General features: G+C 62.9%; 18 protein-coding genes. 6 read left to right on the forward strand and 12 right to left on the reverse strand.

Annotation, left to right across the window (positions count from 1 at the left end):
• Positions 1 to 194: 194 nt before the first annotated feature.
• The 3 genes from Q0L57_RS25390 to Q0L57_RS25400 form a co-directional block, all read right to left on the reverse strand.
• Positions 195 to 1,097 (reverse strand): PhzF family phenazine biosynthesis protein, encoded by a 903-nt coding sequence (locus Q0L57_RS25390; protein ID WP_296745818.1) that lies wholly within the window; start codon positions 1,095 to 1,097, stop codon positions 195 to 197.
• A 210-nt stretch (positions 1,098 to 1,307) separates the two neighbouring features.
• Complete coding sequence (locus Q0L57_RS25395; RefSeq protein ID WP_296745835.1) at positions 1,308 to 2,027, reverse strand: hypothetical protein; 720 nt, start codon at positions 2,025 to 2,027, stop codon at positions 1,308 to 1,310.
• 5 nt (positions 2,028 to 2,032) lie between these two features.
• Entirely contained in the window at positions 2,033 to 3,145 is a 1,113-nt protein-coding gene (locus tag Q0L57_RS25400; protein WP_296745819.1) for an endonuclease/exonuclease/phosphatase family protein, read from the reverse strand.
• A 165-nt stretch (positions 3,146 to 3,310) separates the two neighbouring features.
• Here Q0L57_RS25400 and Q0L57_RS25405 point away from each other — a divergent pair, with 165 nt between their 5' ends.
• Both Q0L57_RS25405 and Q0L57_RS25410 read left to right on the forward strand, forming a co-directional pair.
• Entirely contained in the window at positions 3,311 to 3,883 is a 573-nt protein-coding gene (locus tag Q0L57_RS25405; protein WP_296745820.1) for a BA14K family protein, read from the forward strand.
• 164 nt (positions 3,884 to 4,047) lie between these two features.
• Complete coding sequence (locus Q0L57_RS25410) at positions 4,048 to 4,332, forward strand: PilZ domain-containing protein (protein ID WP_296745821.1); 285 nt, start codon at positions 4,048 to 4,050, stop codon at positions 4,330 to 4,332.
• Positions 4,333 to 4,348: 16 nt separating this feature from the next.
• Here Q0L57_RS25410 and Q0L57_RS25415 read toward each other — a convergent pair whose 3' ends face one another.
• The 3 genes from Q0L57_RS25415 to Q0L57_RS25425 form a co-directional block, all read right to left on the reverse strand.
• Positions 4,349 to 4,627: a PilZ domain-containing protein gene (locus Q0L57_RS25415; protein WP_296745822.1), complete on the reverse strand. Its 279-nt coding sequence runs from the start codon at positions 4,625 to 4,627 to the stop codon at positions 4,349 to 4,351.
• A 232-nt stretch (positions 4,628 to 4,859) separates the two neighbouring features.
• On the reverse strand, positions 4,860 to 5,879 hold the full coding sequence (gene ilvC, locus Q0L57_RS25420) for a ketol-acid reductoisomerase (RefSeq protein WP_296745823.1): 1,020 nt from the start codon (positions 5,877 to 5,879) through the stop codon (positions 4,860 to 4,862).
• A gap of 25 nt (positions 5,880 to 5,904) precedes the next feature.
• Positions 5,905 to 6,558: a TetR/AcrR family transcriptional regulator gene (locus Q0L57_RS25425; RefSeq protein WP_296745824.1), complete on the reverse strand. Its 654-nt coding sequence runs from the start codon at positions 6,556 to 6,558 to the stop codon at positions 5,905 to 5,907.
• 149 nt (positions 6,559 to 6,707) lie between these two features.
• Here Q0L57_RS25425 and Q0L57_RS25430 point away from each other — a divergent pair, with 149 nt between their 5' ends.
• On the forward strand, positions 6,708 to 7,139 hold the full coding sequence (locus Q0L57_RS25430) for a DUF1772 domain-containing protein (RefSeq protein WP_296745825.1): 432 nt from the start codon (positions 6,708 to 6,710) through the stop codon (positions 7,137 to 7,139).
• Between the two features lie 15 nt (positions 7,140 to 7,154).
• Here Q0L57_RS25430 and Q0L57_RS25435 read toward each other — a convergent pair whose 3' ends face one another.
• Positions 7,155 to 7,610, reverse strand: coding sequence for a MarR family winged helix-turn-helix transcriptional regulator (locus tag Q0L57_RS25435; RefSeq protein WP_296745826.1), 456 nt, complete (start codon positions 7,608 to 7,610; stop codon positions 7,155 to 7,157).
• 96 nt (positions 7,611 to 7,706) lie between these two features.
• Between Q0L57_RS25435 and Q0L57_RS25440 the strand changes: the two genes are divergently transcribed.
• A complete protein-coding gene (locus tag Q0L57_RS25440) occupies positions 7,707 to 8,012 on the forward strand; it encodes a Rieske (2Fe-2S) protein (protein ID WP_296745827.1) in 306 nt (101 codons plus the stop codon).
• 1 nt (position 8,013) lies between these two features.
• Positions 8,014 to 8,739, forward strand: a complete 726-nt coding sequence (locus Q0L57_RS25445) for a glutathione S-transferase family protein (protein ID WP_296745828.1) — start codon at positions 8,014 to 8,016, stop codon at positions 8,737 to 8,739.
• Here Q0L57_RS25445 and Q0L57_RS25450 read toward each other — a convergent pair.
• Both Q0L57_RS25450 and Q0L57_RS25455 read right to left on the reverse strand, forming a co-directional pair.
• Positions 8,687 to 9,922 (reverse strand): NAD(P)/FAD-dependent oxidoreductase, encoded by a 1,236-nt coding sequence (locus Q0L57_RS25450; protein ID WP_296745829.1) that lies wholly within the window; start codon positions 9,920 to 9,922, stop codon positions 8,687 to 8,689. The two genes, Q0L57_RS25445 and Q0L57_RS25450, sit on opposite strands and share 53 nt — an antisense overlap.
• An 89-nt stretch (positions 9,923 to 10,011) precedes the next feature.
• The gene (locus Q0L57_RS25455) at positions 10,012 to 10,422 is read right to left on the reverse strand and encodes a helix-turn-helix domain-containing protein (protein WP_296745830.1); all 411 of its coding nucleotides are present in this window, start codon (positions 10,420 to 10,422) and stop codon (positions 10,012 to 10,014) included.
• Positions 10,423 to 10,557: 135 nt separating this feature from the next.
• On the opposite strand from Q0L57_RS25455, the gene Q0L57_RS25460 reads away from it, so the two are divergent.
• A complete protein-coding gene (locus Q0L57_RS25460; RefSeq protein ID WP_296745831.1) occupies positions 10,558 to 11,448 on the forward strand; it encodes an SDR family oxidoreductase in 891 nt (296 codons plus the stop codon).
• 44 nt (positions 11,449 to 11,492) lie between these two features.
• On the opposite strand, the gene Q0L57_RS25465 is transcribed toward Q0L57_RS25460, so the two are convergent.
• From Q0L57_RS25465 to Q0L57_RS25475, 3 genes are all read right to left on the reverse strand, one after another.
• Positions 11,493 to 12,524, reverse strand: coding sequence for an aldehyde reductase (locus tag Q0L57_RS25465; RefSeq protein ID WP_296745832.1), 1,032 nt, complete (start codon positions 12,522 to 12,524; stop codon positions 11,493 to 11,495).
• Between the two features lie 25 nt (positions 12,525 to 12,549).
• Complete coding sequence (locus Q0L57_RS25470) at positions 12,550 to 14,469, reverse strand: potassium transporter Kup (RefSeq protein ID WP_296745833.1); 1,920 nt, start codon at positions 14,467 to 14,469, stop codon at positions 12,550 to 12,552.
• Positions 14,470 to 14,617: 148 nt separating this feature from the next.
• Positions 14,618 to 15,522: KUP/HAK/KT family potassium transporter (locus tag Q0L57_RS25475; protein WP_296745834.1), on the reverse strand; the 905-nt coding region annotated here is incomplete at its 5' end.

Raw genomic sequence — 15,522 nt, forward strand, 5'->3', positions numbered from 1 at the left:
CCGCTGATTAAGAGTCAGCTGCTCTACCAACTGAGCTACACACCCACACCGCCGGAAAACTCAGCGTCGGCGGCGCATATAGCTGCCGCTTTCGGCTATGTCCACCCCCTCTTGAATCATTTCCCGACAAATCGGTGAAGCATGATCCCGAAAAGCGGATTCCGGTCCATGCTCGCTCCAAAAGGTCGCGGGCGTCACACCAGAAAAGTGCCTTCCGCGACCTTGATCGCATGGCCGCCGATGCGGGCGGAAGCCAGTTTTCCGCCGTCGACATTGAGCTCCAGGCGGATGCGTGAAGGGCGCCCCATCTCCAGCCCCTGTTCGATCCACAACTGCGAGATTCCGTCCGTTGGACCGTCGAAATGCATGATGGCGCCGGCAAAGGCGGCCGCAGCCGAACCGGTGGCGGGGTCTTCGTAGGATGGAGTGCCGGGCACAATCATGCGTACATGGAAGGCGCTGTCGTGATTCACCGTCTCGCGGCAATAGACATAGGGGCTGGCGAAGGCCCATTCGCTCTTGCGCGGGGCGAGTTCCGACCACGCCTGGTTGTCCAGCCTGATTCGCGCGGCGGCATCGAGACCGGCGACCGGGATCGTCACATAAGGCACGCCGGCCGACCAGAAGGACACGCGATGATTCTCGAAACCCAGCTCATGCGGGGCAAGGCCGAGCGCGGCGCCGATCGCTTCCGGATCGGCCGTGAGCTCCAGCCGCTCCGGCAGCTTCGCCAAGTCGAACTCGGCGAAGGTGGCGCCGTCATGCCTGCTCACCGCGCAGCGCACCGGGCCAATGTTCTCTTCCAGCACGAAGATGCCGGTCTCCTCGCCCGCCAGTTCCGCCAGGGCAATCGCCGACCCGACCGTCGGGTGCCCGGCAAACGGCATCTCATAGTCGGGCGTGAAGATGCGGATGCGGTTGCGATGCTTGGGGTTGTCGGGCGGCAGCACGAAAACCGTTTCCGACAGGTTGAACTCGCGCGCGATCGCCTGCATGGCGGCCGTATCCAGTCCCTGGCTGTCGAGCACTACGGCAAGCGGATTTCCCGCAAGCCGCTCGGTCGTGAACACGTCGTAGAGCAGGTAGCTGCGCGCCATGGAGAAGGACCTTCCGCCTTGCATTGAATTCTCGCCCCAATCTCAACCGGAGGAAATCTAGCTCTGCAGTTCGAACCTTGAAGCCTGATTGTGCACGGATAAGGGCAATAATTTTCGATCATAGCGGTCGACACGGGCCGGATTGTCAATCCGCCAGGGGTGCGATCCGATCCTTCCACCTAAGCTTCGATCGATGGCGCTTGGGTCGCCCTAAATGCCGCCATTGGCGAAATGCCATTCGACCAGTGGCTTCATATGCCCCATCAGCCCGTCCGGCAGGTCGGCGGCATTGCGGATAATCACGGGCCCCTCGATCTCCGGCTCGGCCTCGGCGGCGACGAACGCGCTGATGCTCTGTGCGATCTCATCCGCGGTCTCGGCGACGCGATAGCGGCGGAAGATCACCGTGCCGCTCGATGTCGACAGCGCATGATAGTTTGCGTCGCGGGCGGCAGACGACAGATCGAGCCCCGTCTCCTCACCCACTTCGCGGACCATGTTGAAGTCGACATCGACGAGGCCATCGCGGAAATCGACCGGCTCGAACGAGCCCGCGGCGAAATAGACGCGGCCGGCATTGACCGTGTGCGAGCCCATCCGGATCGCCACCAGCGCGTTGTCCCCGGCAACCAGCATGGCATGCGCATAGGCATGCTCGGCGCCGCTTTTCTCGCGGTTCTTCCGCCATAGCATGAAGGTCGAGTAGCGCACCGCATGGCAGCGCCCTATGAGCCGCCTGTCTCGATAGCTGAGCGAGGAAAGCAGCACCACCGTCCCGTCATAGAGCGCGGGTTTCTGTTCCGTCTCGTGACGCCAGTTCTCGGCGATCGCCTGTTGGTTACCCTGCTCGAACGGGTGCTGTTCGGCGACAAGCCGTACATCGACCTCGTCCACTGGCAGAATGACGTTTCGCGGCAAGTCAAAATTCAAGGGGTTCACGCCATGTCCAGAGTGATCGCCACCGGGCAATGGTCGGAGGCCTTGGGCCTATCCCAGCCGGCGCGCGGGAAGCGCTCGACCTCCTGCCCGGGCGGAAAGATGGTGCGCCACGGCTGACCGCTGCGGACGATGTCGGGAACCGCCGTCGCGTTCTTCGCCGCCAATGCCTTCGACAAAAGGATGTAGTCGAGCTGGCACAGGTGCCGCTCCTCCGGTCCGCGCGTGTGATAGAAGCTCCAGCGGTCCATCTCCGGCCGCCGCTCGACGACATTCTCACAGAAGCCGCCGGCGGTCAGGACGTTGATGGAGGACAGAGCCTCGTCCATCACCTCGAAGCGATAGCCTTCGATGCTGTCGCCCTCGATTTTCACGCGCTGCCGGTAGTCGTTCATATCGCCGCAGATCGCCCAGCGCTTGTCCGCGGCATGGTCCTTGCCGAAACGCTCCTCGATGATGCGGCGCACGGCCTGCGCCTCGGCGATGCGCAGCGGCATCGTCGCCTCGCGGCCGTCAAGCCCGTTGCGCGGCGAGCCCATCGACTTGAAATGCACCAGATAGAGCGTCAACGGCAGGCCGCCCACCTTCACATCGACCTCGAGGCAGTCGCGCCGGAAAATCCGTTCGTTAGCCTGGTGCCCGAGCGCGGCAAGCTCCGGTGTGAACAGGCCGAACTGCTCGAAGGTGATATAGGCATGGCTGGTCATGCGCACGAATTCGATCGGCTGCCCCTGCGCCGTCTCGTTGCGCATCATCACGGCAACGTCGATACCGCGGGAGTCGTTGCCGGCGGTGGTGTATTTCTGGCGGTAGCCCTGGCCGACCATCTTGAACAGATAGCCGTATTCGAAGGCCTTCAGCGCCTCGATATTGTCGACCTCCTGCATGCAGATGATGTCGGCGCGGGTGGCAGCGATCGCCAGCGCCGTGAGTTGGCGGGTATCGTCGGACTGAGCGATGGCGCGGGCCTGCTCGAGCATCTTGTATTCGGCTTCGCTCTGGATATCGAACAGCGCCAGCGTGCGATCCTCGTTGAGCTGGTTGCGATAGCCGGAGAAATCGAACCTGTTCATCAGGTTCTCGACGTTGAAGGTGGCGAGGCGAAGCGGCATGGGCCGAACCTTTGCCCGCAAGCGAGGGCGAAAACAAGGGCGGCCGCATACCCGTCATGGTTGATGGAACCTTTCCGTTCATCCTCCGTTCAGACTGGAAGTTGCATCAATCGGCCCCTTCCCGGGGTGTGCTGGGCGTGGGGCCTTTACTCCTTGGAGAGTGAAATGAAACCGCTCTTTTCTTGTCTTGGATCTGGGCTCCTTGCTCTGGGTCTGGCTGCCGGTGCGACAGCACCGTCCCTCGCCGGCCCGATCCCGCAGCCCGATCTTTCGACCGCCACGAGCATGGCCGCGCCTGCCGTCATACCCGTCCGTGACAGCTGGGCCGGCGGCAACGACCGGCAGATGTACGACTGGCGCTTCCGCCGTGGCGGCGACTTCAGATGGCGCAACGGTGGTAATTTCGGCAACCGTCATTTCTCCCGCAATTGGAATGGCGGTAACTGGAATGGTGGCGACTGGCGCTGGCGGCATCGTCATCACCGCTACTACGACGGAGGCGATGCGGCCATTCTGGGGCTGGGCCTCGGCCTTGGCCTGGGCGGCCTTGCCTACGACAATTACTATGATCCCTACTACGACCCCTATCCGCGCTACTATCAGCCGCGGCGGGTCTACCGGGTTTCCAGCGCCCATGTCCGGTGGTGCTACGATCGCTACCGGTCGTATCGTGCCTGGGACAACACTTTCCAGCCCAATTACGGTCCGCGCCGGCAGTGTATCTCGCCCTACGGCTGAACAACGGACCAGAAAACCAAACGGGCCGCACTGCGGCCCGTTCTTGTTTGCGGGGAAACTTCACCGGACCAGCCGGCGTAACCCTATATTTATCGCATTACTATATCCGTCTGTGCGGTGCCCCCAAAACTCGATCGCTTCATCGATCGCCAGGACGTACCGCCATGGCCGACGACAACAACAGAGAGAACCACAGGCAGCGCGTGCTGAAGGGCGCGGCGATCTTGACCGGCATCACCAATTCGGAGGTCAAGTGCACGGTCCGCAACATGCACGCCGGCGGCGCCGAACTGAAAGTGCCGATCGACGCGCGTGTGCCTGATGAGTTCCTGCTGTACGTGCCGACCGATGGCATAGGCTACAAGGCGATCGTGCGCTGGCGTCGCGAGGATCGTATCGGCGTCGAATTCACCGGCACGGAGCCAAAGCCGCATTGGCACTACGGTTGAGCCGGGATCGCGCCTTTCAATCGACGAACTGAACGCCAATCAGCGTCGGCATGCGCCAGCGTATGCGCGCGGCACGGATACGCTCAGTGCCGTTGATCGCGAGGTCGAAGCCCGGCGGCACACCTGTCGTATCGCCAAAGCTCAACAGCGCCCCATTTTCGGACTGATTGCGGACGACGCCTTCCATGGCGCCGAAACCGCTGTTGAAGCGCAGTGTCGCGCCCTTGAGCACGCGCCGCCGTTGTTCCACGCGGCGTTCGCCGAAGAACGCATTTCCACCCACCATCATGTTCATTGCTGCAACCCCCTCTTGTCCCGGCGCGAGCAAAGCAAATTACGTGCCAGTATTTTCGTGCCGCAATGAAACAACCGGCACATAAGAAAGCCGGCGGATTGCTCCGCCGGCTTCTTTTGTTATAAATAATATTATCACGTACTAATTTTATTTTGATCCGCCAGCCTTGTTCCTGGCGACCGCCGCGATCGAGCCAAGCCCGAGATCGCATAAGGCAGAAGACGTCGATCGGCTAGTTCTTGGTCTTGTCGACCAGCTTGTTCTTCGAGATCCACGGCATCATGGCGCGCAGCTTGGCGCCGACTTCCTCGATCTGGTGGCTGTCGTTCATGCGGCGGATGCCCTTGAAGCGCGACAGACCGGCACGGTATTCCTGCATCCATTCCGACGTGAACTTGCCGGTCTGGATGTCCTTGAGCACACGCTTCATCTCGGCCTTGGTTTCGGCGGTGATGATGCGCGGGCCCGAGACGTATTCGCCCCACTCAGCCGTGTTCGAGATCGAGTAGTTCATGTTGGCGATGCCGCCTTCATAGATCAGGTCGACGATCAGCTTCACTTCGTGCAGGCACTCGAAATAGGCCATTTCCGGCGCATAGCCGGCTTCCACCAGCGTCTCGAAGCCGGCGCGGATCAGCTCGACCAGGCCACCGCACAGGACGACCTGCTCGCCGAACAGGTCGGTTTCGCATTCCTCGCGGAAATTGGTCTCGATGATGCCCGAACGGCCCCCGCCGACGCCGCAGGCGTAAGACAGAGCCAGGTCGAGCGCGTTGCCGGACGCATCCTGGTTGACGGCGACCAGGCACGGCACGCCGCCGCCCTTCTGGTATTCGCCGCGCACCGTGTGGCCGGGGCCCTTCGGCGCGATCATGACAACGTCGACCGTCGACTTCGGCTCGATCAGACCGAAATGCACGTTGAGGCCGTGCGCGAAGGCGATCGCGGCGCCGTCGCGGATGTTCGGCGCGATCTCGTTCTTGTAGATGTCGGCCTGCAGTTCGTCGGGCGTCGCCATCATCATCAGGTCGGCCCATTTGGCGGCGTCCGCCACGCTCATCACCTTGAGCCCGTCGGCCTCGACCTTCTTCGCGGTCGCGGAGCCGGCCTTCAGGCCGATGGCGATTTCCTTGGCGCCGGAATCCTTGAGGTTGAGCGCATGCGCCCGGCCCTGACTGCCATAGCCAATGATGGCGACCTTCTTGCCCTTGATGAGGTTGAGATCGGCATCGCGATCGTAATAGACACGCATTTCGTCTTCCTTCCCGTTTTGAAGATCAAAGGCCTTGCGGCCTGGTTTTTGCTCCGAAAAGAGCGAGAAACTGCTGCGTCGCTCGGACGGCATCGCCGCCGATCGTCGCCTCAGTCAATTCCAGCCGGTCGCCGAGCAGCAGACGGATCTGAACGTCGCGGCCAACCAGCCCGAAAAAGGTGCGGAACGCCGTCTCGGCATCCGAAAAATCGAGAAGCCCTGCCAACCTGCCGGCTTCGAGCACCGGCTTCAGGCGCCTGGCCAGCGCGAAGCGGCCATTCTCCAGCACCACGGCGCCGAGGTTATCCTTGCCGGAACCGGCATGGCTGACCGCCACGCGGTTGAGCGCGATCGAGGTATCGCTCGAAATCACCTTCAGCCAGTCCGAAGCGAAACGCTCAAGGCTGGCGGTCAGCGAAGCAACATCCATGCCCCGGCCGTCGACCTGCGACACGCGCACCTTCGAAGCCTGCCACTGCACCGTCGCCGTCAGCAGCCCGTCGCGGTCGCCGAACCATTTGTAGAGCGTTTCCTTGGAGCAGCTTGCCCGCCGCGCCACGGCGGTCATGGTCAAGTTGTCGCCCTCTTCGACCAGCAAGCGCAGCGCGGCATCCAGAACGGCCTGCTGCCTTTCGGTGAGCCCTTCGCCATTGTCGATGTCGGCGTTCGCCTGCAACACGATCTTCCCTGCCCAACGACGCGTTCCACACTGCCCAGATGGCAGTACCGTACGTTACGGTTCTCTATGGCGTATTGTACGAAACCTTGCAAGTCCTATTTCTATCCTGAGCCATCACGTTCGGATGGCTCGCGCCGGGGGAAACGATGTTGAGCGGTTTGCTTGCCTTGACCATGGCTGCCGTGTTCGCCGGCGCCGCGATCTATGTCAGTGTCGCTGAACAGCCAGCGCGGCTTCGCCTTGACGACAGGGCGCTGCTGCAGGAATGGCAACCGGCATACAAGCGCGGCGCCGCCATGCAGGCGTCCATCGCCATTGTCGCCTGCGTTCTCGGGCTGACCGCGTGGTGGCAGCTTGGCGGTCTGGCTTTTCTGGTCGGCGCGGTGCTGATCATCCTGCCCTGGCCCTGGACGTTGCTGGTGATGATGCCGGCCAACAGGGTGCTGGAAGCATTGGACGCCAGCGCCGACAATCCTCACGCCAGATCCCTAATCGTCAGATGGGGCAATCTGCACCTGATGCGCGTGGCATTTGGCGTGCTGGCGACGATCGCGTTTCTTTGGGCCACCCACCAGCCCTGAAAGCCGGCGCCTATTTCATTCCGCGATTGGCGGTTGACGCAACCGCCCGAGCAGCGTCGCCAGTGCTTCCAGTTCTTTGGAAGAAAGCTGGTCCCCCATCAACTCCGCGATGGCCTTTCCGTAGACCGACCAGATGCGGCGGCGCATGTCGCGGCCATCTGCCGTGATGCGAACGGTTTGGCCACGGCCGTCGTCCGCGACAGCCAACCTCTCGACCAAACCTTCGGCTTCGAGCCGGGCCAGCAGGCGTGAGAGGTTGTACTGAGCCAACAAGACGCGATCGATCAGCTCGAAGGGGCGCAGGCCGCCCTCACCGGCCTCGGCAAGCTCATGCAGAACGTCGTACCAGGCGAGCGGCGGCAACTTCCCGGCCTTCAGGGCGTCCTCGGTCTTTTCGATTAGCTGACGCGACACCCGTATCAGCCGGCCCCAGGCTTCAACGGCTGCGGGTGAAGGCGATTTTCTGATCATTGATATAGCCTATGCGATAGATGCAGATGCATCAAGCTTGACGATCGATGCAATCGCATCCATATAGATGCGAATGCATCGACATGGAGCTAACCGATGAAACACGAAATCTGCAAGATCGCCGACATCCCGCAAACCGGCAGCCTGGTCGCGCCCTTCTTCGGCCGCGAGGTCCATGTCTGGCGCAGCGGCGAGCACATCCGCGCCGCGGCCAATGTCTGCCTGCATTTCGGCGGCCCGCTCGACTGCAAGGACGGCGCCTTTGTCTGCCAGTGGCATGGCGCACGCTTCGATATGAGAAGCGGCGAGCGTCTGGAAGGACCAGCGCCGAAGAACTCCCGCCTGATGTTCTTGGCGACGCGCGTCGAGAACGGTGCGCTGAACTATGTCTGGGGAGAATGACATGACAGCCAGGCTCGCCCTCGTCAGCCATCACCTCTGCCCCTACGTGCAGCGCGCTGCGATTTCGCTTGCCGAAAAAGGCGTGTCGTTCGAGCGGGTGAACGTTGACCTCGCCAACAAACCCGACTGGTTCAGAGCCATCTCACCGCTCGGCAAAGTGCCGCTGTTGCAGGTCCGGCACGACAACGACGAAGAAGTGATTTTCGAATCCGCGGTCATTCTGGAGTATCTCGAGGAAACCGAGGCCAATCCGCTGCACCCCGCCGATCCGCTGGCTCGGGCCAGGCATCGCGCCTGGATCGAGGTCGGCTCGGCCATCCTCAACAGCATCGGCCGCTTCTATTCCGCTCCCGACGAGGCCGCCTTCTCCAACGAAAGCAAAGCCCTGTCCGAACTTTTTGCGCGGGTGGAGGCGGAATTATCGGCCAGGCAACAAGATCGATTTTTCGAGGGTCACCGATTTTCGCTGGTCGATGCCGTCTACGCGCCGATCTTCCGCTACTTCGACAGCTTCGACCGCATTGGTGATTTCGGCATACTGGATGGAAAGCCGTTGGTTCGGGCCTGGCGGGAAGCGCTAAGCCACCGACCATCGGTGAAGGCGGCCGTCAGCGCCGACTATCCACAACGGCTCGACGCCTTCCTGCGGGCAAAGGCATCCTACCTCTCGCGGGCTATGAGGCTTGATGGTCACCCCATCGCAACTCCGCTAGCCCGATCGGCCTAAACGGGTCGATGACCGTACCCGCGACCATGGTAGAGAGGAATTGCGGCCCTGGCGGGACTCTCGCCAGCGCCGCTACCAGGCGGTCGCGCACGAACGGAAGCGCTGTGGAGTCCGACTGGTAGAACGGCGTCAGCGACAGCGACAGCGCCTGGAAAACGCGCACATGCCAGCGACGTGACCTGGCGTAGCTTTCCAGCGCCTCTTCGACGGTGCTCGTCCGCGCCAGCGCGTGGCCGAGCGCGGCTGCGTCAAGCAACGCCATGTTCGCCCCTTGCCCGAGCTGCGGGCTGGTCGAGTGCGCGGCGTCGCCGATGACCGCCAGCCCCCGGCCGGCCGGCAGAGTCATCGTATGATGGCCATAGCGGGCGAGCGACAGCTGGTCGAAACTGTCGATCTGGCTGGTGAAGGCCTCGCAGTCCGGCCAGATGGAAACCACTCTCGCCTTCCAGGCCTCGAGGCCCTCGGCCCGCACCTTTTCCTCATCGATTGGCTTCAGGCTCCAGAAGAAAGCCGCCATGCTCTCAGCACCGGCTTCCGGGCGGCCGATCGGCAACACGCCGACCATGACGCTTGCCTTGTCGTAACGCTGCAGCAGCGCGCGCTCGTTGAACCCCTCGCGCCAGCCGAGCGAGGCCCAGAAGGCGCCATAGGCGAGTGGGCGCGGCACCGCCGGATCACCAAGGCACTGGCGCAGCCTGGATCGCGCGCCGCTGGCGTCGACGACAAGGTCGAAAGGACCCAGCCGCTTTCCATTGGCGCAGGTGAGCGTCGGCCGATCGCCCGTGTCGAGCGTATCAATCTCGATATTCGTTTCGATGGGAACCGCTTCGCGCTTGGCAGCGCGATAAAGCACGCCGAACAGCGCCGCTCGGTGAACAGCCACGCCGAAGCGGCGGCCACGCCGCGAATCGTAGCGGACATCGAGCACCGTTCGTCCGCTCTTGGCGTCGGCGCCGTGCAGCCGATCGATACGGCTTCCTAGCGCAAGGATTTCATCGAGCAGACCGAGATCGGCGAGCACCGTCAGCCCGGTCGGTTGCAAGATCAGCCCGGAACCGACAGGCTTCGGCTCCTCGAAGCGCTCGAAAATAGCAACCTTGTGGCCTGCCCGCTTGAGATAGAGCGCCGCGGCCAACCCCGCCGGCCCGGCGCCGGCAATCGCGATCTCGTATGACTTGCTCATCGCCCCCACACCCAAGCCGGGGCGACGATCCCGCAACGAAGGCGCCGGATCAAGCGGCGCTTTGACGCTGTCTGGGAAGAGGAAGCCGCCTAGGCCTGCGCGCCGTCGAAAGCGGCGCGCGCCTCGCGCACCGCGCCGTGGTTGAACTCGGCCCACTGGATGAGCATCTGCAAGGGGCCGAACATCGAGCGCCCAAGGTCGGTCAGGCTGTATTCGACACTCGGAGGCTTCGTCGGGAACACCTCACGGTGCACATAGCCGTCGCGCTGCAGGTCATGCAGTGTCTGGGTCAGCATGCGTTGCGAGATATCCGGTACCAGGCGTCGCAGTTCGCCGAAGCGATAGGGCTTCTCGGCCAGCGCCGACATCAACAATGTGTTCCATTTGCCGCTGATGCCCTGGATGACATCGCGGACCGGGCAATCGGCGAGATTTCCGCCACCGCTTTCGGCGCGATAGATCTCGAGTTTCATCTTCAGATCGACAACCTTGCTGTCCACGGCTGGTTCCCTGCCTGTGCCTACCTCCCGAAAAACTGCCTTCTTTACGGCGTGGGGTCAATTCATATTTTAGTGCTGGTCTCTTTTTGAGACCATCAACCCGACCCGCTCTCGGATAATCTTCAGGAACCTCCCATGACCGAAACCCTTCTCGTCACCGGCGCTTCCGGCCAGCTCGGCCGCGGCGTCATCAACCACCTGCTGGACACATTCAAGGTTCCAGCGGACCGCATCATCGCCACCACGCGCACGCCGGCCAACCTTGCCGACCTTGCCGCGCGCGGCGTTACAATCCGGGAGGCGAATTTCGACGACACGGCGTCGCTCACCAAGGCCTTCGCGGGCGCCAGCCGCGTGCTCATCATCTCGACCAACGAACTGGCGATCCACGGCAAGCGGCGTGAGCAACAGCTTGCGGCGGTCACCGCGGCCAAACAGGCTGGCGTCGGCCACTTGCTCTACACCTCGCTGCCCGATCCCGAGCCGGGCTCGCCGATCCTGTTCGCGCCCGACCACTACGACACCGAGCAGGCGATCAAGGCGACCAGCATACCCTACACGTTCTTCCGCGACAGCTGGTATGACGAGAACCTTTTCATGTCGCTGCCGCATACCCTGGCATCGGGACACTGGTATACCTCCGCGGGCGATGGCCGGATCTCCTATTGCGCGCGCGACGATATGGCTGCGGCGATCGCAGGCGGGCTGGCCTCGGCCTCCGATCAGAGCGTCACCTACACGCTGACCGGTCCGAAAGCCTACTCCGTCGCCGAAGTCGCCGCCCTTGTCACCGAAGTCACCGGCAAGCCGATCGAGGTCGTGCAGCTCTCCGACGAAGCGCTGACTGAAGGCATGAAGGCGGCAGGCCTGCCTGAGTCTGTCGCCCGGCTTCTCGTCTCCTTCGATGCCGCCACGCGGGCCGGCGGCCTCGGCATGGTGACCGATGCCGTCGAGAAACTGTCCGGCCGCAAGTCCCTGTCGCTCAAGCAGTTTTTGGAAGCCAACAAGTCCAAGCTGGCTGCTTGACGATATATCTGCGCGGCGGGAGGTCTCGCCTGCCTGTCGCCGCGCTACTTTTTGAGCAGCCCGAGACGGATCAGGCTCTCGGCGGTCGCGACCAGCGCTTCCTCCCGCGGCCGTGGCGCCCAGCCCAGCATGCGCACTGCCTTGGCGCCTGTGGCGTTCCTGGCCTTGCCCAGTTCCGTCACGATCTGGGCAGCCTGCCCGTCGAACAGTCCGACGAGCCTCACCAGCCAGTCCGGCAAGACGCGCGTCGTGACGCGCGACGCCGCATTTCCCAGCCGCGCCTTCAGTGTCTGCGCGATCTCCAGCATCGTCATGAAATCGCCGCTGATCGCCAGGAAGCGCTCGCCCCTGGCGGCGGGATTGGTCATGGCTCGAAGATGCAGGTCGGCGACGTCCCGCACGTCGACCACGCCGAACACCATTCTCGGCAAACCTGGCACCTGGCCGTCCAGCAGGCGCTTTATGAACGCCGTCGACGTCGAGTGGTCCGGCCCGAGCACCGGTCCGAATATCCCGACCGGATTGACGACAGCCAGTTCCAATGTGCCCTGGCTGCCGATGAAATCCCACGCGGCGCGCTCCGCCAGCGTCTTCGACTTAACATAGGCGCTCACTTTTTCCGAGAGGTTTGTCCAGTTCTCTTCCGTGAACGGATGGCCGGCAACCGGCGTCTGCCCATAGCCGACAGCAGCAAAGGACGAGGTGAGTACCACCCGTTCGACGCCGGCGTCGCGCGCGGCCCGTAGCACACGCAGAGCCCCTTCCCGGGCAGGGACGATCAGGTCGTCCTCGTGCTTGGGCACGTCGGGTGGAAAGGGCGAAGCGACATGCAGCACATATCGGCATCCGGCGACCGCAGCCGGCCAGCCCGAGTCCGACATGAGATCGGCATGGGCAAAGGAAAGCGCATCGCCCGGTTCGGCGCCGCCGACCTGCAGCATGGCCAGGACATCGGCTTCGCGCCTGCTGGAGCGCACCGTCGTGCGTACCCGGTAGCCGGCCTTGAGCAGTTCGAGGATGCAGTGGACGCCGACGAACCCGGACCCGCCGGTAACGAGCACCAACTCACCGCTCATGCCCGCCTCCTGTCGGCCAGTGGTCTTAGATGGCCACCTGCGTGCCGATCTCGACCACGCGCCCGGTCGGAATCTGGAAGTATTCTGTCGCATCGGCGGCGGTGCGCGCAAGGCCTATGAACAGCCGGTCCTGCCATATGGGCATACCGGAGTTGGGCGAGGCTTTCAGCGAGCGCCGTGACAGGAAGAACGACGTCGTCATGATGTCGAACTTCCAGCCCTGCTTGCGGCAGATCGCCAGTGCGCGCGGTATGTTTGGCTGCTCCATATAGCCGAACGTCAAGGTAACGCGCATGAAGAGTTCGTTGACCGTCTCCATCTTCACCCGCTCGCTGTCGGGCACCACCGGCTGCGGCGCCGTCACAACCGACAGGATGACGTTCTGTTCATGAAGCACCTTGTAGTGCTTCAGGCTATGCATCAGCGCGGTCGGTGCGCTCAACGGATCGCTGGTCAGGAACACGGCCGTGCCGGACACCAGATGCGGTTTCTTCTTGAGAAGGTTCGCGGCCAGGAAGTCGAGCGGGATCTCGTTACGCCGGGTCTTGTCGAACAGGTAGCGGCTACCGCGCACCCAGGTCCACATGCCGAGGATGATGGCGAAGGCCACGGCCAGCGAAGCCCAGCCGCCTTCGAACACCTTGACGATGTTGGAGGCAAAGAAGCCGATGTCGATCAGCGCGAACAAGGCCGTCAGCGCAACCGCGGGCCAGATGTTCCATTTCCAGATGCGCCTCATGATGACGAACAGCAGCGTCGTCGTCACCAGCATGTTGCCGGTCACCGAGATGCCGTAGGCCGACGCCAGCCTGCTGGACTCGCCGAAACCGACAACCAGGAGCATCACAACAAGCGCGATCAGCATGTTGACGCGCGGCATGTAGATCTGGCCGGACTGTTTTTCCGAGGTGTGCAGGATTTCGAGGCGCGGCAGCATGTTGAGCTGCACGGCCTGCCTGGTCAGCGAATAGGCGCCCGAGATCACCGCCTGGCTGGCGATCACGGTCGCCGCTGCCGCCAGCACCACCATCGGGATGAGTGCCCAGCCCTCGTTCATCTCGAAGAACGGATGGCCAACGGTACCATTCTGCGAGAGCACATAGGCGCCCTGCCCCGCATAGTTCAAAAGCAGGCACGGAAACACGATTGCCAGCCATGCCAGCACGATCGGCTTGCGACCGAAATGGCCAAGGTCGGCATAGAGCGCCTCGGCGCCGGTGACGGCAAGGAAGACGGCACCGACGGTGACGAACGAAACATCGGGCGCGCTGATGAAGAAGGCCACGATGTAGTGCGGGCTGATCGCCCACAGGATTTCCGGATCGGCGATAATGTGCTTCAGCCCGGAGAGGCCTATGGCGAGGAACCAGATGGCGGTGACAGGACCGAATACCAGGCCCACGCCGCCTGTCCCGAACCGCTGAACGGCGAAGAGCATGGCGAGGATGAGCAGCGTCAGCGGCACGACATAGGGCTGGAAGGCAGGCGTGACGACATTCATGCCCTCGACCGCCGACAGCACCGAAATGGCAGGCGTGATGACGGCATCGCCGAAGAACAGCGATGCGCCCACGATGCCGATGCCGAGGACCACTGCCGAGCGCGTCGGAAAACTGCCGCGCGCCAGCGCCATCAGCGACAGCACGCCGCCCTCGCCGCGGTTGTCGGCGCGCAGCACGAACATGATGTATTTGATGGTGACCGTAATGGTCAGCGACCAGATGATCAGCGACAGCACGCCCAGAATGTCGGCGCGATTGGCGACATTGCCGCCGGAGGAGGCGTGCAATGCCTCCCGGAACGCGTAGATGGGGCTCGTGCCGATGTCGCCATAGACCACACCGAGAGCGCCCAACATCAGCACCTTGGTGCTGTGTTGTGCAATCTCTGGGTGGCCCGTTTGATCGACAGGCTCCGCCTCAGCACCACCATTGGCAAGGGCCATGGACGACACTCCAATAAAATGCGCGGTGCTCTACGCTTGCTGCGGTGCAATATCAAGTGCCCCGGCGTTAGGGCTCCCATGCCCGCAGTGCAGGGCTTGTGGGTATACGGAGCCAACGGATTACTTCATCCGACGCAGAGTGAGAATGTCAGATCGCGACCTGCGTGCCGATCTCGACCACGCGTCCGGTCGGTATCTGGAAATATTCGGTCGCGTCCGCGGCGGTCCGTGCAAGACCGATGAACAGGCGATCCTGCCACATCGGCATGCCGGAATTGGGCGAAGCCTTCAGCGAGCGTCGCGACAGGAAGAACGACGTCGTCATGATGTCGAACTTCCAGCCCTGCTTGCGGCAGATCGCCAGAGCGCGCGGGATGTTGGGCTGCTCCATGTAGCCGAACGTCAGCGACACCCGCATGAAGAGTTCGTTGACCGTCTCCATCTTCACCCGCTCGCTGTCCGGGACCACGGGCTGCGGCGCCGTCACCACCGACAGGATGACGTTCTTTTCATGCAGCACCTTGTAGTGCTTGAGGCTGTGCATCAGCGCGGTCGGCGCGCTCAGCGGGTCGCTGGTCAGGAACACTGCGGTGCCTGACACCAACTGCGGCTTCTTCTTCAGGAGATTCGCCGCCAGGAAGTCGAGCGGTATCTCGTTGCGGCGGGTCTTGTCGAACAGGTAGCGGCTGCCGCGTATCCAGGTCCACATGGTCAGGCCCATGATGGACGCGACGGTTATCGATACCCAGCCGCCTTCGACGACCTTGACGACATTGGCCGAGAAGAAGCCGAGATCGATCACGCCGAACAGCAGCGCCAGCGCCAGTGCGAGCCCCAATTGCCACTTCCAGAGCCAGCGCATGACCACGAACAGAAGGATCGTCGTCATCAGCATCTCGCCGGTGACGGAGATGCCATAGGCCGAGGCCAGCGCGCTTGAGCTGCCGAAGCCGACGACGAGCAGCATCACGCCCAGGGCGACCAGCAGGTTGACCCTGGGCATATAGATCTGGCCGCTCTGCATCTCGGACGTATGCTGCACCTCGATGCGCG

The organism is Mesorhizobium sp. (genome assembly GCF_024509055.1).
Taxonomy (GTDB): domain Bacteria; phylum Pseudomonadota; class Alphaproteobacteria; order Rhizobiales; family Rhizobiaceae; genus Mesorhizobium.